Origin of the sequence: Streptomyces sp. NPDC001796, assembly GCF_042892355.1 — a bacterium.
Classification (GTDB): domain Bacteria; phylum Actinomycetota; class Actinomycetes; order Streptomycetales; family Streptomycetaceae; genus Streptomyces.
On record NZ_JBIAUC010000012.1, the window covers coordinates 59,661 to 79,976 of the forward strand.

16 protein-coding genes and 1 pseudogene are annotated in these 20,316 nt (G+C 71.7%); 8 read left to right on the forward strand and 9 right to left on the reverse strand.

Annotated features, from left to right (window positions below):
- Positions 1 to 150 precede the first annotated feature (150 nt).
- The 5 genes and pseudogenes from ACFYZE_RS23580 to ACFYZE_RS23600 all read left to right on the forward strand — a co-directional run.
- On the forward strand, positions 151 to 3,582 hold the full coding sequence (locus tag ACFYZE_RS23580) for a DNA polymerase III subunit alpha (protein WP_388997410.1): 3,432 nt from the start codon (positions 151 to 153) through the stop codon (positions 3,580 to 3,582).
- Positions 3,579 to 4,553 carry a hypothetical protein gene (locus tag ACFYZE_RS23585; protein WP_388997413.1) on the forward strand — a complete coding sequence of 325 codons (975 nt, stop codon included), beginning with the start codon at positions 3,579 to 3,581 and terminating at the stop codon, positions 4,551 to 4,553. The genes ACFYZE_RS23580 and ACFYZE_RS23585 overlap by 4 nt, the downstream gene beginning before the upstream one ends.
- Complete coding sequence (locus ACFYZE_RS23590; protein ID WP_388997734.1) at positions 4,550 to 4,948, forward strand: MarR family winged helix-turn-helix transcriptional regulator; 399 nt, start codon at positions 4,550 to 4,552, stop codon at positions 4,946 to 4,948. Before ACFYZE_RS23585 ends, ACFYZE_RS23590 begins: the two co-directional genes overlap by 4 nt.
- 191 nt (positions 4,949 to 5,139) lie before the next feature.
- Positions 5,140 to 5,997 (forward strand): esterase/lipase family protein, encoded by an 858-nt coding sequence (locus tag ACFYZE_RS23595; protein WP_388997416.1) that lies wholly within the window; start codon positions 5,140 to 5,142, stop codon positions 5,995 to 5,997.
- Between the two features lie 174 nt (positions 5,998 to 6,171).
- Positions 6,172 to 6,639, forward strand: a pseudogene (locus tag ACFYZE_RS23600) (GNAT family N-acetyltransferase); the annotation flags it as partial.
- Positions 6,640 to 6,830: 191 nt separating this feature from the next.
- On the opposite strand, the gene ACFYZE_RS23605 reads toward ACFYZE_RS23600, so the two are convergent.
- Complete coding sequence (locus ACFYZE_RS23605) at positions 6,831 to 6,965, reverse strand: hypothetical protein (RefSeq protein WP_388997419.1); 135 nt, start codon at positions 6,963 to 6,965, stop codon at positions 6,831 to 6,833.
- 172 nt (positions 6,966 to 7,137) lie between these two features.
- Here ACFYZE_RS23605 and ACFYZE_RS23610 point away from each other — a divergent pair, with 172 nt between their 5' ends.
- Positions 7,138 to 7,764 carry a class I SAM-dependent methyltransferase gene (locus ACFYZE_RS23610; RefSeq protein WP_388997737.1) on the forward strand — a complete coding sequence of 209 codons (627 nt, stop codon included), beginning with the start codon at positions 7,138 to 7,140 and terminating at the stop codon, positions 7,762 to 7,764.
- Positions 7,765 to 7,809: 45 nt separating this feature from the next.
- Here ACFYZE_RS23610 and ACFYZE_RS23615 read toward each other — a convergent pair whose 3' ends face one another.
- Complete coding sequence (locus ACFYZE_RS23615; RefSeq protein ID WP_388997421.1) at positions 7,810 to 8,310, reverse strand: DUF402 domain-containing protein; 501 nt, start codon at positions 8,308 to 8,310, stop codon at positions 7,810 to 7,812.
- Positions 8,291 to 9,220 (reverse strand): GNAT family N-acetyltransferase, encoded by a 930-nt coding sequence (locus tag ACFYZE_RS23620; protein ID WP_388997424.1) that lies wholly within the window; start codon positions 9,218 to 9,220, stop codon positions 8,291 to 8,293. Before ACFYZE_RS23620 ends, ACFYZE_RS23615 begins: the two co-directional genes overlap by 20 nt.
- Before the next feature lie 71 nt (positions 9,221 to 9,291).
- Between ACFYZE_RS23620 and ACFYZE_RS23625 the strand changes: the two genes are divergently transcribed.
- Positions 9,292 to 9,660: a GntR family transcriptional regulator gene (locus ACFYZE_RS23625; RefSeq protein WP_388997427.1), complete on the forward strand. Its 369-nt coding sequence runs from the start codon at positions 9,292 to 9,294 to the stop codon at positions 9,658 to 9,660.
- Positions 9,661 to 9,787: 127 nt separating this feature from the next.
- Here ACFYZE_RS23625 and ACFYZE_RS23630 read toward each other — a convergent pair whose 3' ends face one another.
- Both ACFYZE_RS23630 and ACFYZE_RS23635 read right to left on the reverse strand, forming a co-directional pair.
- On the reverse strand, positions 9,788 to 10,576 hold the full coding sequence (locus ACFYZE_RS23630) for a DUF72 domain-containing protein (protein WP_388997430.1): 789 nt from the start codon (positions 10,574 to 10,576) through the stop codon (positions 9,788 to 9,790).
- A gap of 82 nt (positions 10,577 to 10,658) precedes the next feature.
- On the reverse strand, positions 10,659 to 11,753 hold the full coding sequence (locus ACFYZE_RS23635) for a DUF5925 domain-containing protein (protein ID WP_388997433.1): 1,095 nt from the start codon (positions 11,751 to 11,753) through the stop codon (positions 10,659 to 10,661).
- A gap of 177 nt (positions 11,754 to 11,930) precedes the next feature.
- On the opposite strand from ACFYZE_RS23635, the gene ACFYZE_RS23640 reads away from it, so the two are divergent.
- Positions 11,931 to 13,352 carry a xylan 1,4-beta-xylosidase gene (locus ACFYZE_RS23640; RefSeq protein ID WP_388997740.1) on the forward strand — a complete coding sequence of 474 codons (1,422 nt, stop codon included), beginning with the start codon at positions 11,931 to 11,933 and terminating at the stop codon, positions 13,350 to 13,352.
- A 50-nt stretch (positions 13,353 to 13,402) separates the two neighbouring features.
- Here ACFYZE_RS23640 and ACFYZE_RS23645 read toward each other — a convergent pair whose 3' ends face one another.
- From ACFYZE_RS23645 to ACFYZE_RS23660, 4 genes are read right to left on the reverse strand one after another with little or no spacing between them, the layout of a single operon-like run.
- Positions 13,403 to 17,065: a lipopolysaccharide biosynthesis protein gene (locus ACFYZE_RS23645; protein WP_388997436.1), complete on the reverse strand. Its 3,663-nt coding sequence runs from the start codon at positions 17,063 to 17,065 to the stop codon at positions 13,403 to 13,405.
- Complete coding sequence (locus ACFYZE_RS23650) at positions 17,058 to 17,858, reverse strand: polysaccharide deacetylase family protein (RefSeq protein WP_388997439.1); 801 nt, start codon at positions 17,856 to 17,858, stop codon at positions 17,058 to 17,060. Before ACFYZE_RS23650 ends, ACFYZE_RS23645 begins: the two co-directional genes overlap by 8 nt.
- Positions 17,855 to 18,859 carry a glycosyltransferase family 2 protein gene (locus ACFYZE_RS23655; protein ID WP_388997442.1) on the reverse strand — a complete coding sequence of 335 codons (1,005 nt, stop codon included), beginning with the start codon at positions 18,857 to 18,859 and terminating at the stop codon, positions 17,855 to 17,857. The genes ACFYZE_RS23650 and ACFYZE_RS23655 overlap by 4 nt, the downstream gene beginning before the upstream one ends.
- Positions 18,856 to 19,674, reverse strand: a complete 819-nt coding sequence (locus ACFYZE_RS23660; protein ID WP_388997445.1) for a glycosyltransferase family 2 protein — start codon at positions 19,672 to 19,674, stop codon at positions 18,856 to 18,858. Before ACFYZE_RS23660 ends, ACFYZE_RS23655 begins: the two co-directional genes overlap by 4 nt.
- Positions 19,675 to 20,316 lie beyond the last annotated feature (642 nt).

Sequence of the window (20,316 nt, forward strand, 5' to 3'; positions counted from 1 at the left end):
CGCGCGGGTATTTTGTCCATGTTTGTACCGAGGCGCGCGCCCGAAAGGTTGTCGTACGGCAGTTCGAAAATTGGTCTATGGTGGTGGTGAGGGAGATGGGAACGGACGTTCGAGAGCTGTGTGGGTGGCTCACGGGTACAGGAGGTGCGTGTGCCGGGTTTCACGCATCTGCACACCGCCTCCGGGTTCTCCCTGCGGTACGGCGCCTCGCACCCGGAGCGGCTGGCCGAGCGCGCCGGTGAGCTGGGCATGGACGCCCTCGCGCTCACCGACCGGGACACCCTCGCGGGCACGGTCCGGTTCGCCAAGGTCTGCGCGGCGGCGGGGGTCCGGCCGCTGTTCGGGGCGGACCTGGCGGTGGCCCAGTACGAGCCCGTACGGCGCGAGAGGCGCCGTACCCCCGTGCGCGGCGGTGCCTTCATCGACGAGTCGACACCCCGCGCGGTCTTCCTCGCCCGGGACGGCGCCCGCGGCTGGGCCGACCTGTGCCGTCTCGTCTCCGCCGCCCATACCCAGGAGGGCACCCCGCTGCTGTCCTGGGCCGACAACCACGCCGACGGCCTGACCGTCCTGCTCGGCCCCGACTCCGACGTGGGTCGCGCCCTCGCCGCCGGACGCCCGGACCGCGCGGCGAAGCTGCTCGCACCCTGGCGTGAGGTCTACGGCGACGCCCTGCGCCTGGAAGCCGTCTGGCACGGCCGCGCCGGCACCGGCCCCGGCTCCCTGCGTCTGGCCGCGCGCACCGTCGGCTTCGCCGCCGAGCAGCGCGTCCGGCCCGTGCTCAGCAACGCCGTCCGGTACGCCGACCCCGGTCTCGGCCCCGTCGCCGACGTCCTGGACGCCGCCCGCCGCCTGGTCCCCATCGACCCCACCAAGGAGCTGGACTCCGGTGAGGCCTGGCTCAAGGACGCGGGCGCCATGTTCGAGATCGCCGAGCGGGTGGTGGAGGCGGCCGGCTTCCGCCGCGACACCGCCCACCGTCTGCTGGAGCAGACCCGGGCCACGGCCGCCGAGTGCCTGGTCGACCCCGAGGACGACCTGGGCATCGGCACCGTCCACTTCCCCGAACCGCATCTCGTCGGCGCCGGCCGCCGCACCGCCCAGCGCGCGCTCGCCTCGCGGGCGGCGGCGGGCATGGTGCTGCGCGGCTACGCCGGCCGCCGGGACTACTGGGAGCGGATGCACGAGGAACTGGACATCATCGCCCACCACGGCTTCGCCTCCTACTTCCTCACCGTCGCCCAGGTCGTGGACGACGTGCGGAAGATGGGCATCCGGGTCGCCGCGCGCGGTTCCGGCGCGGGCTCCCTCGTCAACCACCTCCTCGGTATCGCGCACGCCGACCCCATCGAGCACGGGCTGCTGATGGAGCGCTTCCTGTCCAAGCGGCGCATCGCCCTGCCCGACATCGACATCGACGTGGAGTCCGCGCGCCGCCTCGAGGTCTACCGGGCGATCATCGACCGGTTCGGCACCGAGCGGGTCGCCACGGTCGCCATGCCGGAGACGTACCGGGTGCGGCACGCCATCCGCGACGTGGGCGCCGCCCTGTCCATGGACCCGGCCGAGATCGACCGCATCGCCAAGTCCTTCCCGCACATCCGCGCCCGCGACGCCCGCGCGGCGCTGGCGGAGCTGCCCGAGCTGAGGCAGCTGGCGGGGGAGAAGGAGCGGTACGGCCCGCTGTGGGAGCTGGTCGAGGCGCTCGACGCCCTCCCGCGCGGGGTCGCCATGCACCCGTGCGGGGTCCTGCTCTCCGACGCCTCCCTCCTGTCCCGTACGCCGGTCATGCCGACCAGCGGCGAGGGCTTCCCCATGTCGCAGTTCGACAAGGACGACGTGGAGGAGCTGGGGCTGCTCAAGCTCGATGTGCTCGGGGTGCGGATGCAGTCCGCGATGGCGCACGCCGTCGCGGAGGTGAAGCGGACCTCCGGCAGGCGGATCGACCTGGACTCCCTCGCGCCGGGCGACCCGGCGACGTACCGGCTCATCCGCTCCGCCGAGACCCTGGGTTGCTTCCAGATCGAGTCGCCGGGCCAGCGGGACCTGGTCGGGCGGCTCCAGCCGGACGGCTTCCACGACCTGGTCGTCGACATCTCCCTGTTCCGGCCGGGGCCGGTCGCGGCGGACATGGTGCGGCCGTTCATCGAGGCGCGGCACGGGCGCGCACCCATCCGCTATCCGCACCCCGACCTGGAGGAGCCGCTGAAGGAGACGTACGGCGTCGTCGTCTTCCACGAGCAGATCATCCACATCGTCGACATCATGACCGGCTGCGGGCGCGGCGAGGCGGACCAGGTGCGGCGCGGGCTGTCCGACCCTCAGGCGCAGGGGCGGATCCGGGTGTGGTTCGCACAGCGGGCGGCGGCGAACGGATACGACGCGGAAACGATCCAGCGGACCTGGGAGATCGTCGAGGCTTTCGGCTCCTACGGCTTCTGCAAGGCGCACGCGGTCGCCTTCGCCGTGCCGACGTACCAGTCCGCGTGGCTGAAGGCCCATCACCCGGCCGCCTTCTACGCGGGACTGCTCACCCACGACCCCGGGATGTACCCGAAGCGGCTGCTGCTGGCGGACGCGCGGCGCCGGGGTGTGCCGATCCTGCCGTTGGACGTGAACAAGTCGGGCGCCGCCCACCGTATCGAACTGGTGTCTGAATCACCTGATTCCGGCGGGCGTTGGGGCCTCCGCCTCGCCCTCTCCGACGTGCACGGCATCAGCGAGGCCGAGGCCGGGCGGATCGAGGCCGGGCAGCCGTACGCCTCCCTCCTCGACTTCTGGGAGCGGGCCCGGCCGAGCCGTCCCCTCGCCCAGCGGCTCGCGCAGGTCGGCGCGTTGGACGCGTTCGGCGCCAACCGCCGCGATCTCCAACTGCACCTGACCGAGCTGCACCGGGGCTCCCGGGGCGCGGGCGGCGGCCAGCTCCCCCTGGCCGGCGGACGCAGGACCGCCCCGGCCGGACTGCCCGACCTCACCGCTCAGGAGCGGCTCAGCGCCGAGCTGGGCGTGCTGTCCATGGACGCCTCGCGCAACCTGATGGACGACTACCGCACGTTCCTCGACGAGCTGGGCGTGATCTCGGCACGACGGTTGCGTGACGCCCGGCACGGCGAGACGGTGCTGGTCGCGGGCGCCAAGGCGGCCACCCAGACCCCGCCGATCCGCTCCGGCAAGCGGGTCATCTTCACCACGCTCGACGACGGCACGGGCCTGGTCGACCTAGCCTTCTTCGACGACTCCCACGACACCTGCGCCCACACCGTCTTCCACTCCTGGCTGCTGCTGGTGCGCGGAGTGGTGCAGCGGCGCGGACCGCGCAGCCTCAGTGTGGTCGGCTCGGCCGCCTGGAACCTCGCCGAACTGGTCGAACTGCGCGCCGAGGGCGGTCTCGACGTGGTGGCGGAGCGGCTGGCGGAGCCCGCGGCGCACCGGCCGGACGGTGACGGGGACGCGGCGAGGGGCCGGCGCATCCGGATGTCCACGGGGTACGAGATGAACCCCTGGGCCGACATGCGTCCCGCGGGCGAGGGCCCGGCGGGCGGAAGGAAGTTGTGGCACCAGAGTCCGGGGAGTGCGGGATGACCATCCTCTGCGTACGTTTCCAGCTGCCCGAGATGTACGAGGCGGCCCTGCCGGGGCTGCTCGGCCTCCTCGAGGAGTTCACGCCCGTCGTCGAGGCGCTGCCGCCCGATGCCGCGCTCGCCGACCTCGGGGGAGCGGAGCGGTACTTCGGACGGGACGCCGTCGAGCTGGCCAGGCTGATCCGGGTACGGGCCCTCGCGCACCACGGGGTCGACTGCGCGATCGGGGCAGGGCCGGGGCCGATGCTGGCCCGTATGGCCCTCGGGGAGGCCGCGCCCGGGGACATCCGGATGGTGCCCGGCGACCCGGACGCCATCACGGAGTTCCTGGCCGACCGTCCGGTCCGCGCGCTGCCCGGAGTCGGCGGGACGACCGCCCGCACTCTGTGCGAGTACGGGCTCGACACCATCGGCGGACTCGCCGCCGCGCCCCTGTCGACGGTGCAGCGCCTCGTCGGCGCCCGGGCCGGCCGGGAACTGCACGAGAAGGCGCAGGGCATCGACCGCGGCCGGGTCGTGCCCAACGCCGCCACGCGCTCCCTGGCCACCGAACGCACCTTCCAGCGCGACGAACTGGACCCGGACCGGCACCGCCGCGCCCTGCTGTCGGCCACCGAGGAACTGGGCGCCCGGCTGCGCGCCGTGGAGCGGGTGTGCGGCAGGCTCACCCTCACCGTGCGCTACGCCGACCGCTCCGCGACGACCCGCACCCGCACCCTCGCCGAGCCGACCGCGCACTCCGCGGCGCTCACCGCCGAGGCGTACCGCGTGTACGAGGCGCTCGGCCTTCAGCGCGCCCGCGTCCGTGCGATCGCCCTGCGCGCCGAGGACCTGAGCTCCGCCGACCACGCGGCTCACCAGCTCACCTTCGACCCGGTGGACGAGAAGGTCCGCCGCATCGAGGAGGTCGCGGACCGCGCGCGGGCGAAGTTCGGGCCCCGGGCGGTGATACGGGGGTCGCTGGCCGCATAGGGCGTCAACTCGCCCACGGGGGCGACGGGGTTGTCGCGCGCGGCTTCGAGGGGCTGCGCCCCGCGCACGGGTTCGCCTTCGCGCGACTGGCCCCGGACGGCGCGACGGTCACCGAGTTGGCCGCCCACCTGGGCGTGACCAAGCAGGCCGCGAGTCAGCTCGTCGAGGAGATCGTGCGCAAGGGGTACGCCGAGCGGCGGCCGCATCCCGGCGACGCGCGGGCGCGGCTGATCGTGCTCACCGACCGCGGATGGACCTGTACGCGGGCTGCCGAGGAGGCCGCGGCGGACGCTGTGCGGCCATGGGCGGAGCTGCTCGGGGAGCGTGAAATCGGTTCGCTGCAGCGCCAGTTGCTGCTTATCGCGCCCTATGGACCGGTCAGGCCCGTCTGGTGACGAGTCGCCGCATACGTTCAGGGCATTACCAGGAATCGCTGCTGCGGTCGGCTATCACTGGAAGTTTTTACTGACGCGTAACTTCACTTGTTCCTTACTCGTTCGTAACTTGACGAGTGAACAGCATCCCGTGATCCGGATCACAGGGCGCAAGGTCATCGCTTCTCCCCGAGCCGCAAGGAGATCACCCGATGCTGCCCTGGAAACGCCTGCTCAGACCGCTTGCAGCCCTGGCGCTGACCGCCGCGGTCGCCTTCGTCCCCGCCGCGACCGCCGAGGCCGCCGCCCCCAGCACCGGCTGGAACGACTACTCCTGCAAGCCGTCCGCCGCCCACCCCCGCCCGGTCGTTCTCGTCCACGGAACCTTCGCGAACTCGGTCGACAACTGGCTGGCCTTCGCCCCCTACCTGGAGGACCGCGGCTACTGCGTCTTCTCGCTCGACTACGGCCAACTCCCGGGTGTCCCGCTCTTCTACGGCCTCGGCCCCATCGACCAGTCCGCGCAGCAACTGTCCGTCTTCGTCGACAAGGTGCTCGCCGCGACCGGCGCCGCCAAGGCCGACATCGTCGGCCACTCCCAGGGCGGCATGATGCCCCGCTACTACCTCAAGTTCCTCGGCGGCGCCGCCAAGGTGAACGCCCTCGTCGGTATCGCGCCCGACAACCACGGCACCACCCTGGACGGACTCACCAACCTGCTGCCGTACTTCCCCGGCGCGCAGGATCTCCTCTCCGCGGCCACGCCCGGGCTCGCCGACCAGGTCGCCGGATCCGCCTTCCTCACCAAGCTCAATGCGGGAGGCGACACCGTGGCCGGCGTCCACTACACGGTCATCGCCACCAAGTACGACGAGGTGGTCACGCCGTACCGCTCCCAGTTCCTGAGCGGATCCGACGTCCACAACGTGCTGTTGCAGGACCTGTGCGCGGTGGACCTCTCGGAGCACGTGACGATCGGGCTGTCCGACCGGATCGCCTTCCATGAGGCGGCCAACGCCCTCGACCCGGCCCACGCCACCGCCACCACCTGCGCGTCGGTGTTCAGCTGAAGCGCCGCCGGGGCCTGTCCGGCCTGAGCCGCCGGACAGGTCCCGGAGTGAGGGGCGAACAGCAAGCTAGCCGCAGGAAGCCATGAAATCGCCTGCTCGGGGCCGGTGGTGGAGATCCTTATGGTCCCGTTAAGGAGGTGCTGAACCTGCGATCAGGTAAGTACCGTTCGGCCCATGACAGATGCCACGGAAGACGCCGGTACCACCGAGGGGGTCAGGCCGGCCCACGCCGCCGATGTACCGGCCGTACGGGCCGTGACGGATGCCGCGTACCGCCACTACGTCGCGCGTATCGGAGTGGTGCCCAAGCCCATGGAGGCGGACCACGCGGAGGACGTGGCCGCGGGGCGGGTGTTCGTGACGGGAGAGCCCGTGAACGGCCTTGTGGTGGTGGAGGCGTTCGAGGACCATCTCTTCCTCGACAGCATCGCCGTGCACCCCGGAGCCCGCGGCCAGGGCGTGGGGCGCCGACTGCTCGCCTTCGTGGACGCCCACGCGCGTGCGCTCGGCCTGCCCGAGGTCAGGCTCTACACGAACGCGTTGATGTGGGAGAACCAGACGATCTACCCGAAGTACGGATACGAGGTCGTCGAGCGCCGTGTCGACGGGCCGTACGACCGGGTCCACTACCGCAAGCGGCTGGGCCGAGGGCATCAGCGCCCGGTCTCACGGGTGGGTCCGGCGAAGCCGCCGTTGGATTCAGGTGCGGCTCCAGCCCGGTGGCCCGCTGGTGGAACGCCGTCGGCGCCGACGGGCCGGAGCAGTCGAGCGTGATCGCTGTCAGTGTCATCCGCGGGGGCACCGCACCTGCGTGACGGGCTGTAGGCGCCGGGTCAGCCGTCCGGCCACCAGATGCGGGCGATGTCCTTGCGGACCTCCGGGCGCTCCGTGGGGCGCTCGTCGGCGTCCTCGCGCGTCCGGCGGGAGTCGGTCCTCTTCAGGGGCTTGTGCACGGTCACTCGGCGCATGGCGGCCTCCTTGTGCCTACCGGGTTCCGCTTTTGCGCGGAGGTAGACCCTTTCGGCGAGGGTTCCTCATCGGTCGAGGTATGTCTGTGGCGGCTGTCACGATTCGACTGTCAGTGGCGGCTGTCACCCTGGCGTCATGAAGCGGGACATCAACACGGACATGACCAGGAACATGGCCCAGAACAGCGGACCCCAAACCTCCGCGGGCACAGGCCCCGGCGTGGACTGGGACGCCGAGGCCGCCACCTTCGACGCCGAAGCGGACCACGGACTGCGCGACCCCGCGGTGCGCGAGGCATGGACCACCCGGCTGGGTACGTGGCTGCCGCGGCGGGCCGGCGACGTCCTGGACCTCGGCTGCGGCACCGGCAGCCTGTCACTGCTCGCCGCCGAACAGGGACACCGGGTGACAGGGGTCGACCTGTCTCCGGCCATGGTCGCGCGTGCCCGGGCCAAGCTCGCCGGACGCGACGCGGTGTTCCTCGTCGGCGACGCGGCGACGCCGCCGGTCGGCGAACAGCTCTTCGACGCCGTCCTCGTCCGCCATGTGCTGTGGACCCTGCCCGACCCCGGCCGCGTCCTGCGCCACTGGCGGGGACTGCTGCGCCCCGCCGGCCGCCTGGTGCTGGTGGAGGGCGTGTGGGGGACGGTGAGCCCGGTCGGCATACCCGCCGACCGCCTGACCGCTCTCCTCGCGCCCCTCGCCCGGGACGTACGCCTCGAGCGGCTGTCGGACGACGCGCGGCTGTGGGGGAGGGAGGTGGACGACGAGCGGTATGCGGTGGTGGCGGTCGTCTGACGGGCGGCTCGGCGCGGGCGGCTCGATGCGGGCCGGCGCATGCGGTCAGTCCAGCAGAGCCGCGAAGTTCCCCTCCCTGGCCAGGAGTTCGAGCTCGTCCAGGGCGCTCACGGCGGCCGCCGCGGCCTCCGGGTCCCTGGTCGCCAGGCCGCTCGCCGCGAACTCGTCCTCGTCCAGGCGCAGCACGGCCGTGCCGTCCGCCGAGCGCCACAGGTCCAGGTCGAGGTCCTCCACGACGAGTTCGCGGCCGGAGACCGCGGCGGGGCGGGTGATGTCGCAGTACCAGCCCTTGAGCGTGCCCTGCGCGTCCCTGACCTCCTTCACCGCGTACCACCGGTCGCGCCAGTAGTACTCGGTGAAGACGTCACCGGGCTCGAACCGTACGAAGCCGAAGTCGCGGACGCCGTCGCCCGCCCAGGGAGCGCGTACGGCGATCCGGTTGCCGTCGTCGGCCACGAGCTCGCCCTCGTAACGGATCTTCGTACGGCCCGCCTTGACCAGGACGACGTCCACCGGGGCCGCCGTCTCAGCCGAGTTCGCGGACATAGCGCACCTCCGTGCCGCAGATCTCGTAGCCGAACCACTTGTTGATCGCGATCATCGGCCCGTTGCCCGCATCGTTGCCCGTGAACGCCTCCGTGCACCCGGCGGCGCGGGCGCGGTGCAGGGAGTGGTTCTTGGCGAGCTTGGCGAGGCCCCGGCCGCGGAAGGCGCGGGCCGCGCCGGTCATCACGGTGCCGTAGCGAGTGCCGCCGTCGGTGCGGGCCGCGCTGAACGCGGCGGGGCGGCCGTCGACCACCGCCACCGAGGTCAGCTCGGGACTGAAGAGGGGGTGGCGCCAGGTCTCCACGAGCCAGGCCTCGTAGTCGGTGAACTCGTATGCGATGTCGCTCGGCTCGTCGGACATCGTCTCCGCGTCCAGTGCGAACAGGGGGCGAGGGTCGTCCGCGAAGTCGGCGCCGGTGCGCAGTTCGACGCCCGGAGGGGGGTCCTGGAGCGGGGGCAGGGTGCCGTTCGCCAGGTCCAGGCGGAGGAAGTGGGCGGAGCGGCTGCTCCTGTAGCCGTGCCGTTCCGCGAAGGCGCGGTTGCCGGGCTCGTCCAGGACCCAGGCGAAGAGTCTGGTGGCGCCCACGGAGGCCAGGTGCTCCTCGGCGGCGCGGACGAGGCGCGAGCCGGCGCCGCGGCGGGTGCGTCCCGGGTGCACGTAGACGTTGAGGTTGCCCTGGCCGGGCTCCCGGCTCTCGTGGGCGAGGTGAACCTGGGCCGTGCCGATGATCTCGCCGTCCTCCTCGGCCACGAGCGGGCGGTAGTGGGCGTCGGGATGCATGTGGGCGGCGTCGTAGGCGATGGACTCCGGGGTGAACAGGATGAAGGGGAGGGCGAGTCGCCGGACCCGGGCGAAGCCCTCGGTGTCGGCTCGTACGTCGGGGCGGAGGTCGCGCACGATCACTGTCATGGGGGCGCACGGTATCCGGGCCGGGCGCGGGGGTGCCTCTCATTTTCCGGTGGGTGCGGGACAATCGGGCCGTGACCTTGAAGATCCACATCGATGGGAGCGCGCCGCCGTACGAACAGGTGCGGGCGCAGATCTCCGAGCAGGCCCGGGCGGGGGTGCTGCCGGTCGGGTACCGGCTGCCGACCGTACGAGGGCTGGCCGAGTCCCTCGGCCTCGCGGCGAACACGGTGGCGAAGGCGTACCGGGCGCTGGAGGAGGACGGGGTGATCGAGACACGGGGGCGCAACGGAACGTTCGTGGCTGCCGCCGGCTCGGCCGCGGAGCGAGAGGCTGCTGCTGCCGCCTCCGCCTACGCCGAGAGGGCGCGACGGCTGGGGCTGGACGAGGACGCGGCGTTGGCCGCCGTGCGGCATGCCCTGCGGGCGGCCTACGGGAGTTGAGCAGTGCGGTCGGCTGCCTGCCGGGTCCGCAGGGTGGCGGGGGAGAGGCCGGCACAGCCGGTCTCCGCCGTCATGGCTGATCGCCGTTGCGGCGAAAGAGGGGACGCGCCGCTGCGGCAGGAGAGGGTCACGCCGCCGTACTGGTGGATGGGGCGGGCAGCTTTCGAGGCGTGCGTGTCACCCGCATGCCCGCCGTGGTCGCCAACCGCGCGAAGACCGTCGCGTCCAGGACCGCCGCCGCGTGCGGGTCGTTGTTGAAGTAGGCGTAGACGTCCACCTCCTCCGGCCACGCCGCCCCGATCCGCTGGACCCATGTGGTCAGGGACCGGCGGCCGTAGCGGGGCCACGGGCGCGCCCGCCCCGTGTGGAAGCGGATGTAGCCCCAGCCCGTGGTGCGCCACAGCGGGGTGACCGGGCGGGACAGGACGTCGGCCCAGCACAGGGCGGCGCCCCGCGCCTCCAGCACGGCGCGCACCTGGGGTGTCCACCAGGAGTCGTGGCGCGGCTCGACCGCGACCCGCGTGCCGGGCGGGAAGCAGGCGAGGCAGTCGTCCAGGAGCGCCGGATCCGCGCGCAGGGTGGGCGGGAGCTGGAGCAGGACCGGGCCCAGGCGGTTGCCGAGCCCGGCCGCGTGGCTCATCAGACGGTGCACCGGCTCCTCGGGCTCCTTGAGCCGCTTGATGTGCGTCAGATAGCGGCTCGCCTTCACCGCCACCACGAAGTCCTCCGGCACCCGCTCCCGCCAGGCCTCGAACGTCTCCCGCGACGGCAGCCGGTAGAACGCGTTGTTGATCTCGACCGTGGCGAACCGCGTCGCATACTCCTCCAGCCACAGCCGCATGGGGACGTCCGCCGGGTAGAGGACGTCCCGCCAGTCCCGGTACTGCCACCCCGACGTGCCGACGAACAGGGTCATATGTCCATCAAAGCACCGGTGGCCGTCGCGACGCCGGTCGTGACCCGCTCCAGGTGTCGTGCCCGCGACGGGCTTCCTGCCCCTACAGGTACAGCCCCGCGCCCGCCACCGCCCGCTGGTCCGGCACCGACGCCGGGGACGTGCCCCGTCGCAGCGCGTACAGCTCCGCCAGCGTCGCTCCCTCACGGCCCACCCCCTCCTCGCGGCCCAGCCAGCCCACCGCCTCCGTGCGGGTGAGCGGGCCGACCTCGATACGGGCCAGGCAGCGGCCGGGCCGGACGACGGCCGGGTGCAGGCGCTCCAGGTCCTCGTTCGTCGTCACGCCCACCAGCACGTTGCGGCCCTGTCCGAGCAGTCCGTCCGTCAGGTTCAGCAGGCGGGACAGCGCCTGGCCCGCCGTGTGCTTCGCCTCGCCGCGGATCAGTTCGTCGCAGTCCTCCAGCAGGAGCAGCCGCCAGCGGCCCTTGCCCGCCGTGTCCTCCTCGCCGATCGCGATGTCCATCAAATAGCCGACGTCACTGAAGAGCCGCTCCGGGTCCAGGACGCAGTCCACCTGGCACCAGTCCCGCCACGAGCGGGCCAGAGTCCGCAGCGCCGAGGTCTTTCCCGTGCCCGGCGGGCCGTGGAGCAGCAGCAGACGGCCCGCGATGTCCTCAGGCGTCGTCTTCATCAGCCGGTCCATGGCGTCCGCCACCGGCGCCGTGTAGTTAGGGCGGACCTCCTCCCAGGTGCCCGCAGAGATCTGCCGTGTCGTACGGTGCGGGCCGCGCCGCGGCGACACGTACCAGAACCCCATCGTCACGTTCTCCGGCTGCGGCTCCGGCTCGTCGGCCGCGCCGTCCGTGGCCTCGCCCAGCACCTTCTCCGCCAGCTCGGCGCTGGTCGCGGTCACCGTGACGTCCGCGCCGCGGTTCCAGCGGGACACCAGCAGCGTCCAGCCGTCGCCCTCGGCGAGCGTCGCGCTGCGGTCGTCGTCGCGGGCGACCCGCACCACCCGGGCGCCCGGCGGCAGGAGCGTGGCCCCGGACCGTACCCGGTCGATGTTCGCGGCATGGGAGTAGGGCTGCTCGCCCGTCGCGAAGCGGCCGAGGAACAGCGCGTCGACGACGTCGGAGGGGGAGTCGCTGTCGTCGACGTTGAGCCGGACCGGCAGAGCGTCGTATGGGTTCGCGGACATGCCGCCATGATCCGTCACGGGGCCGCCTGGTGCATCCGCTTTCCGTGGTCCGCCGGATGTGTCGTCTTTGCCTGATGTATACCCAGCGGATCAGACCCTTCCGGTACGTGCTGTTACCTGGCCGTCGCACACCGAAACCTGTCCGCGGCCCAAGGAGCCCCGTTAGTGTGGCCCATGATGGGACGTCATGGGTGGAATTCGGGGGAACGGCGGTGGCGACTCACCGCACTGCTCGGCGTGGCCGTGGCCGCTCTGGCCCTGGTGGTCACCCTGATCGGCACACTGCCCGGGAACGGCGCGAGCACCACAGGCACGACACGCGACGGCGACAAGGTGCACGGCACCCCCGCCACCCCGCCCGAGGTGACGAAACCGGACGTCGGCTGGGGCTTCACCCATACCCAGTACAGCGCAGACCAGGGCAGCGGCGCCGCCACCGAGCGCGTCGAGGGGCTGCTGTCCGGGGCCGGGCTGCCGCAGAACCAGGCCATCATGGGGTGGGGCGCCGACAACCCGGAACCGGTCAAGGGCCGTTACGACTTCGCGGCGATGGACCGCCGTATCGACTTCGTCCGCAGGACCGGCGGCACCCCGGTCGTCACCCTGTGCTGCGCCCCGGACTGGATGAAGGGCGGCAAGGCGGGCGCGGACAACACCGACTGGAGCCGGACCGCCCTCGAGACCGCCCCGAGGCCCGACCACTTCAAGGACTACGCCGCCCTCGCCGCGACCGTCGCCAGGCGCTACCCGGACGTGCGCCACTTCATCGTCTGGAACGAGTTCAAGGGCTTCTGGAACGACTCCGAGGCCCGCTGGGACTACGAGGGCTACACCGAGCTGTACAACCTGGTCTACAAGGCGCTCAAGCAGGTCGACCCCAAGATCATGGTCGGCGGCCCCTACCTCGTCATGGACAGCGTCGACCCGCGGCAGAAGGAGAACGCCTCCACCGCCCTGCGCGGCCCCTGGGGCGCCATGGACCAGCGGATCATCGACGCCTTCGGCTACTGGAACACGCACAAGGCGGGTGCCGACTTCGTCGTGGTGGACGGCTCCAGCTACACCAACGACGACGAGCTGCTCCCGAACGAGTTCGCCGCGACCGACAAGTTCACCGCCGTCGGCGCGTGGGTGCGCCGGCAGACCCACGACCTGCCGCTGTGGTGGGCCGAGTACTACGTCGAGCCCGCCGACGGCAATGACGAGCGCAGGGGCTGGAGCGAGGACCGCCGCGTCGCCGTCCAGGCCGCCGGAATGATCGCCCTGGTCAAGGGCGGCGCGTCCTCGGGCTTCTACTGGAACCCGGAGGACGAGAAGGGCAGCGACTGCCCCGGCTGTCTGTGGACGCCCACCGACACCGCCGCGGGCGGCCGGGCACTGCCGATGTACGGTCTGGTGTCCCGGTTCTCCAAGGAGTTCCCGCCCGGCACCGCGTACCGGACGGTGACGGTGGCCCCGGACGACGTCCCGAACGTCCGCGTCCTCGCCACCGACAAGGTCGTGCTGGTGGTGAACACCTCGGGCCGCGCGATCAGCGCCCAGGTCGACGGCAGGCGGTTCGACATGAAGGCGTACGAGGTGAAGTGGCTCCCGCGCTGAGCCGCTTCACCCCGACACGCTCCCGTACACCCCTGTGGGCCGTGTGAGCCTCAGCCCTTCCCCATGGTCAGGAACCGCTGCACCAGGGAGGCGAGCAGCACCGCCAGCAGCGGCAGCGAGAACCAGAAGCTCGACTGCAGCACCCGCAGCTGCCGTACGCCCGGCCGTACCGCGACCCGCACCAGCTCCCGAGCCGTCAGCATCAGCACCAGCGCCACGGCCGCGAGCCCCCCGACCACCGACCACGGCGTCCAGGTCACCCGCGGGCCGATCGGGCCCGGACGCGGCTGCGGAACCTCGCCGGCGGGCTGCTTGCGCAGCGCGTACAGGGTCACGTCCTCGTTGACCAGGACCTTCTTCAGCTCCTGGCGTTCGTCCAGGTTCCTGATGAGCCGGGACTCCCAGGTCGCCGAGTAGCCCACGTCCATCTGGAGATACGTCACCTGGCTGCGGTTGATCATGAGGTACGAGTTGGGGCCCGCGTCCTTGAGCGACTTGACCAGGCCCGACACCAGGACCGGATCGGTGGGCGCCAGGGTCGGCACATAGTTCACCTTCTCCATGTCCTTGGCGCCCCACGGCATCGCCGGAGTCACGTCGTTGACCGTGTCGTTGCTCAGCCACAGCAGCCGTACCGTCGGCTTGTCGTGCGCGTACACATAGTCCATGGCCGCGACCTCGCCCGGGCGGATCCGCTCGAACGGCTCATTGCCCCAGCGGGCCACCAGGAAGCCGCCCATCAGCAGCAGGCCCGCCATCAGGGCGGCGAGCGGGGCGAGGCTCACCCGGTCCTTGTCCCGCTCCTCGGCCGTCACGCCGGTGCGCGGGAACAGGGCCAGGGCGCAGAGCAGGGCCGCGCCCGGCACCGCGAACATGAACACGCGCAGCGCCATCTCGCCGCCGTAGGACTGCATGCCGAAGCCCAGGAACGGCACGAAGGTGAGCACCAGCAGCGACCGCTCCCGGTACTTGTGCTCGCGCCGTCGCCACCAGCCCCAGCAGGCGAACGCCATCACGACGCCGGCGAGCAGCACCCGCGTGTACAGCACCAGCTTGTGCGTCGAGTCGCCGCCCTGGATACGGCCGGAGACGGACGTCGACACATTGCTGCCGACGCCGCCGACGCCGCCGAAGAGTTCGTCGAAGTGCCCGGACCAGTACGGCTCCGCCATGAAGCCCAGCCAGAACATGACCAGCACCGCGAACAGGACCGGCAGACCGCGCAGTTCGGAGCGGCCCACCAGGACGAGCACCGCGAGCACGCCCAGCATCATGAACGGGGTGAGCTGGTGGGCCGGGACGCTCGCCGCGTACAGGGCGATCAGCACCATGAGCAGCACGGCCCGCTGCCCGCGGCTGGTGGGCTCCACCTCGGCCTCGCCGGGGCGCCGCCTGGTCCACAGCAGGCGCGGGGCGCGGAACCAGACCAGCAGGATCGCCACGAAGGCGAGATAGAACAGATACGTGAAGCCCTGCGGGGAGAAGTAGTCCTGGCCCACCCAGCCGCTGAGCACGAAGATCCAGATGCCGGTCCACTTGGCGCGCCAGCTCGCCCGCATCGAGCGGACCAGCAGGAACATCGGCGCCAGGTAGAGCAGCTCGATGGTCAGCGGCCACCAGCGGATGACCTCGGTGAGGTCGGTGACCCCGCAGGCCTTGGCGACGAACGCGGCCACCGCGAAGAATCCGGGCCAGCTCCAGCGGGCGTCCAGGAACGGCACGGCCGACCCGGTGCGGTCGATGTAGTCCAGGAAGCCGAGGTGCTGCCAGGCCGTCGGGAACCGCGGCTCGCTCTCGATCACGGCCGGCAGCGCGTGCAGTGACACGACGGTGGCGAGCAGCGTGGCAAGGAGCAGGACCTTGTGCTCGCGGCCGCGCCACAGCAGAGCGGCGAACACCACGACGAGGAGTGCCGCGCCGAGCAGGGTGGGCAGCGGCAGCACGGAGATCAGCCCGAGGCCGCCCATCCGGTCCAGGGAGGCGTCGCCCAGTCCCAGCGCCGGTACCCAGTACAGCAGGAGCGCGAGGAGGAGCAGACAGCCCAGCCCGATCGGCCCCAGCGGAGAGCCGGAGACGCGCGAGTCGCCCGTGGCCGGCCGCGCCCCCGCGGCCGACCCGCCCGATGTAGCCTCCCGCGCCCCTTCCGGGGTGCTGTGCGGCACCGGTACCGGTGATCCCGTGGGAGGGGTGCCCGGCCCCGGCCGCACGTCCGGCCTGCGTTCCTGGTGGTCGAAGTCCACGTGGACGCCGAGCGCCAGGGTGTCCGCGTCCAGCTTCCTCGCCCAGGACGGGCCGTTCCTCGGTTCGGGGACCTCGAGGTCGGCGAGGTCCCCGTCCGGTGCCGCGTCCTCGGGCACCGCGTCCGCCGGGGCCGTGCGCACGATCTCGAGCAGCTTCGGTGCGGCGATCGCCACGATCACCGCCAGGCTGGAGATCTCCGCGACGCCCGCCCCGGTCAGTCCCATCCGGGGCAGGAGCAGGACGGTCAGTCCGAGCACCAGCACGCACAGCAGGCCCTGGAGGTAGGCGAGCCCGGAGGTGCGGCTCTGGGCGCGCAGCACCGCGAAGTACGTCTCCATCACGACCCGCAGCAGGGCGCCGACCGCGAACCAGCGCAGCAGCGGGGTCGCCGCGTGCGCGTAGCCGTCGCCGAAGACGTGCAGGATGACGGGCGCGCCCAGGAACAGCAGCCCGCACACCGGAAGCATGATCCGGGCCATGCGCTTCAGCGCCGCCCGGGTGTTGGCGGCGAGCCGTGCCGGGTCGTGCGAGCCCTCGACGGTGAGTGAGGCGCCCATGTTGATGGCCAGCAGGTTGGTCGTGCCGCCGATGGTGGTGGTGATGTAGAAGTACGCGTTGTCCGCGGCGCTGACCTGCGAGGCCACGATCACCGGCACCAGGTAGACCACGGCCAGCGAGAACAGCGAGCCGGTGTAGTCGCCGGCCAGGAACCGCCCGATCTCCTTCAGGGACGGCGGACTGGCGTGGTCCTCGGTCGCCTTGACGTGCCGCGGCACCAGGCGCCGGAACACCAGCCAGGCCAGCGGCACCACGGACGTGGCGATGGCCGCGACCCAGGAGACGAAGACGCCCAGCATCGGGACCGCCGCCGCGAAACCGGCCAGCAGCAGCAGTTTCACCGCGGAGAAGACGGTGTTGCCCACCGGCACCCACAGCGCGCTGCGCAGCCCGGTGAGCACACCGTCCTGGAGCGTGAGCAGGTTCCAGGAGACCACGGCCACCACGAAGACCAGGGCGGGGCCGGGACCGTGCAGGAAGCGGTACGACGGCCCCCACAGGTCCAGCGTCAGCAGGAACACGCCCGCGGCGATCGCCACGACGAGCGAACTGCCCGCGTACGTACGGAGGATGAGGCGCCCGGTGGCTCGCCCCGCGACCGGGATGAAGCGGGCCAGGGCGCCCGTCAGCGTCACCGCGGTGAGCCCGGCGAGCAGCTTCATCGCGGCGATGGCGGCCGAACCCTGGCCGACCGCGGCGTCGGAGTAATAGCGGGCCGCGACCAGCCAGTAGCCGAGGCCCAGCACCGCGGAGATCCCGGTGTTGAGCATCAGCGCGTAGGCGTTGCGGAACAGCTGGTTGCCGCCTCCTGGGACGCCGCCCCTTTTGGGCAGGCGGAGGCGGCGGCCCGACGGCTGCCCGGTTTCCGCGGTCGTGGCCTCACCGGCCTGGGTTGTGGTGGTCGTGTCAGACACGGGAACGGATGGCCTTCCGGCGGACCTGGCGTGCTCTTCGGACCACGGCGTACCCCTTGGTCAGGGCGCGGTCCCTGGCGAAGGTGCGGGTGATCGCACGGCCCTGGACGAGCCGCTCGAACTCCTCGACACCGGTGGTGCGGCGCACGGTGACCCGCTGCAGCGCGTACGGGCCCTGACGGCGGCGCGCGAGGGCGTTGCCCACGGCGAGCGACTGACCGAAGCCCGCCTCGCGCACGATGCGGCGCACCCGGCGGCTGGAGTAGCCGTACGGGTAGGCGAACGACTCCGGGCGGGCGCCGAGTTCGTCGGCGATGATCTCCTTGCAGCGCAGCAGCTCCAGCCAGAGCGCGTCGTCGGGGAGCTGGTCGAGCTGCGGGTGTGTGTGGCTGTGCCCGCCGATCTCGACCCCGGCGCCCACGAGGTCGCGGACCTGGTGCCAGTCGAGCATCGTGTCCAGGCCGCCGCCGGTGTCGTGGGCGCCCCGGATCCAGCCGGTGGAGACGAACAGCGTGGAGGCGAAGCCGTGCCGCGCGAGCACGGGCAGCGCGTGCCGGTGCACGCCCTCGTAGCCGTCGTCGAAGGTGATGAGGACGGGCCGCTCGGGCAGCGGGCCGCCCTCCCGCCAGCTCCTCGCCAGGTCGGCCGTGGTCACGGGCGTGAACTTGAGGTCGGCGAGCAGGGCCATCTGCTCGCGGAACGCCTCCGGCGCCACCGACAGCGCACGCGTCGCCTCGTTGGGCGCCGTCGCCACCGAGTGGTACATGAGGATCGGGACGGGCTGGTCGCTCATGCGGCCGCCCCCTCACCGTCCGGGATGCCGGCCACGGCGAAGGTCGCGTCACCCCTGCGCGCCCGGACGCTCCCGACCAGGTATCCGCCGGCCGCCGTCAGCACCCCGGCGACGATCGCACCCGCCCGGCCCGCGCCCCCCGGGCGGGCCAGCAGCGCGTCGCGCAGGCCGCGGCCCACCCCGGCGGGCAACACCCGGATGGTGTAGCGGCGTTCGGACTCCAGGCCCTTGTCGGCACCGACGCTGCGCGCCACGAGCGCCTTGGACAGGCCCTCGGCGTACGTGCGGGTGCGGAAGTACGCGAAGTGCTCGCGTGGTTCCGGCACCCGGTGGTGGATCACCGCCCGGTCGTCGATCAGCAGGATCGCGTCGGGTCTGGCCCGCGTGAGGCGGATGCACAGCTCCGTCTCCTCGCAGCCGAGGGGACGCTTGTCGCCGTCGCGTCCGATGCCCGCCGCGAAGCCGCCCGCCGCGTGGAACGCGCTGCGGCGGAAGGAGGCGTTGCCGCCGAGGACGTTGCGCACCCGGACCCGGCCGGGCGGCAGCCCCCTGTACGTACAGCCCACCACCCAGTCGAACTCCTCCGGGAACCAGGCCGGGCGGCGGCCCGACGCCCAGATCGGCATCGTACGGCCGCCGACGGCCATGACCCGCGGGTCCTCGTATCCTTCGGCGAAGTGCTTCAGCCAGTCCCGCTCGGCCACCGCGTCGTCGTCGAGGAAGGCGATGACCTCCCCGTGCGACGCGGCGATCCCGGTGTTGCGGCCCGCGGACAGGCCGCGGGGGCCCGCGTTGGCGAGTACCCGGACCGATCCGTCCTCCCGGGCCTCCTTGTATTCCCCGGTCAGTCTCTCCAGCAGGGTCTCGTTGTGGTCCACGACCAGCAGCGTCTCGCGCGCCGGCCGGGACTGCGCCCGCACCGAGGCGACCGCCGCGAGGATGTCCTCCCAGCGGTCCTCGGTGTAGACGCAGATGACCACGGAGATGTCCGGATCGCTCAAGACAGCTCTCCCTGACCGGAGTTGAGCGCGACGGCGCGCGGGCGGCGGCGCAGCGCGCGCCGGTTCGAGCGCTCCTTGAGGATCACCTTCAGCACCCGGAGCCCGTCGCGCACCGCGCTCAGATTGCTGGTGCCGTGGATGCGGAGGTACTCGTGGCTGGGTATCTCCTGCACCTTCAGGCCGGCCTTGACCACCCGGATGTTCATCAGGGTCTCGACCTCGAAGCCGGTGCAGTCCAGGTCGATCTTGTCCAGGCAGTGCCGCCAGAACGCGTTGTAGCCGTAGCACAGGTCGGTGTAGCGGGCGCCGAACTTGGCGTTGACGATCGCGCACAGGACCCGGTTGCCCAGCTTGCGGATCGGCGTCATGTCGGAGGTGCCGCCACCGTTCGCGAACCGCGAGCCCTTCGCGAAGTCGGCCCCGGACACCAGTGCGGAGACATAGCTGACGATCTCCTGACCGTCCGCCGAGCCGTCCGCGTCGACCATCACGATGATGTCGCCGGTGCACTCCGCGAAGCCGGTGATCAGGGCGTCACCCTTGCCCTTGCCCCGCTGCTCGACGACCTTCACGTCAGGCCACAGCTCGCGGGCCACCTCCACGGTGTTGTCGGTGGAATTGCCGTCCACAAGCACCACTTCGTGGATCCAGTCCGGAAGGGTCTTGAAGACGTAGGGGAGATTCTCCGCCTCGTTCATGGCGGGGATCACCACGCTCACCGGCGGCGCGATGGCCAGGTGAGAGGAGATCGGCCGGTACTTCCCCTGCGCTAACGGACCTTGGTCCGAAAAGGCAGGGCGCAGAACGGAACTCATGAGTCTTGTCCCTCTCGTCCGGTCGGACCGTCCGCCCCTGGACGGCCCGGCTCTGTGTCCGGTTCGAAAGGGGGGTTCTCACCGACGGCATGCGGCACGGATCTCCGTGCATGCCGGGTGAGCTGGCAAAGTGGCCGTCCGCCGGGAAATCGGCAGCCGGTCGCGCGGCACGACTCGTACGACCTTTCGGATCGCCGAGCACGGCACCCCCCTACCGCGCCCCGCGCCGGAACCATCGCGGTACCTGAGCCCTCCCCTGGACCGCATGATGATGGACCGATGCGGGTTGATGTATGACGGTATTGACGATTGCGACGATATGGCAAGACCTACGACAAGGTCCGCGTTTTTGTTGGTATGGCCGTAACTCAACCACTCGAACGGATTTGTCCGATCCGCTTGAGTGTCCGAACGGCCGGTTCGAAGGGTTCCGGCCGCGACAGCACCGCATCGCGCGGTGCCCGGACCGGGGCGCGACGGGCCCCGTGTCCGAACGCGACAGGGTGACAAGGTGTCACCCGTCCTTCCGGCGCGGAACGTTTCCGTGCCTTCGGGGAGTCCTTGTGTTCCGCTCGGGGCGCGGACTTCGGCGTCGGCGGCGGAGCCGTCCGCGCTGCCCGGCCGGCCTGCGTGGGCTCGCCG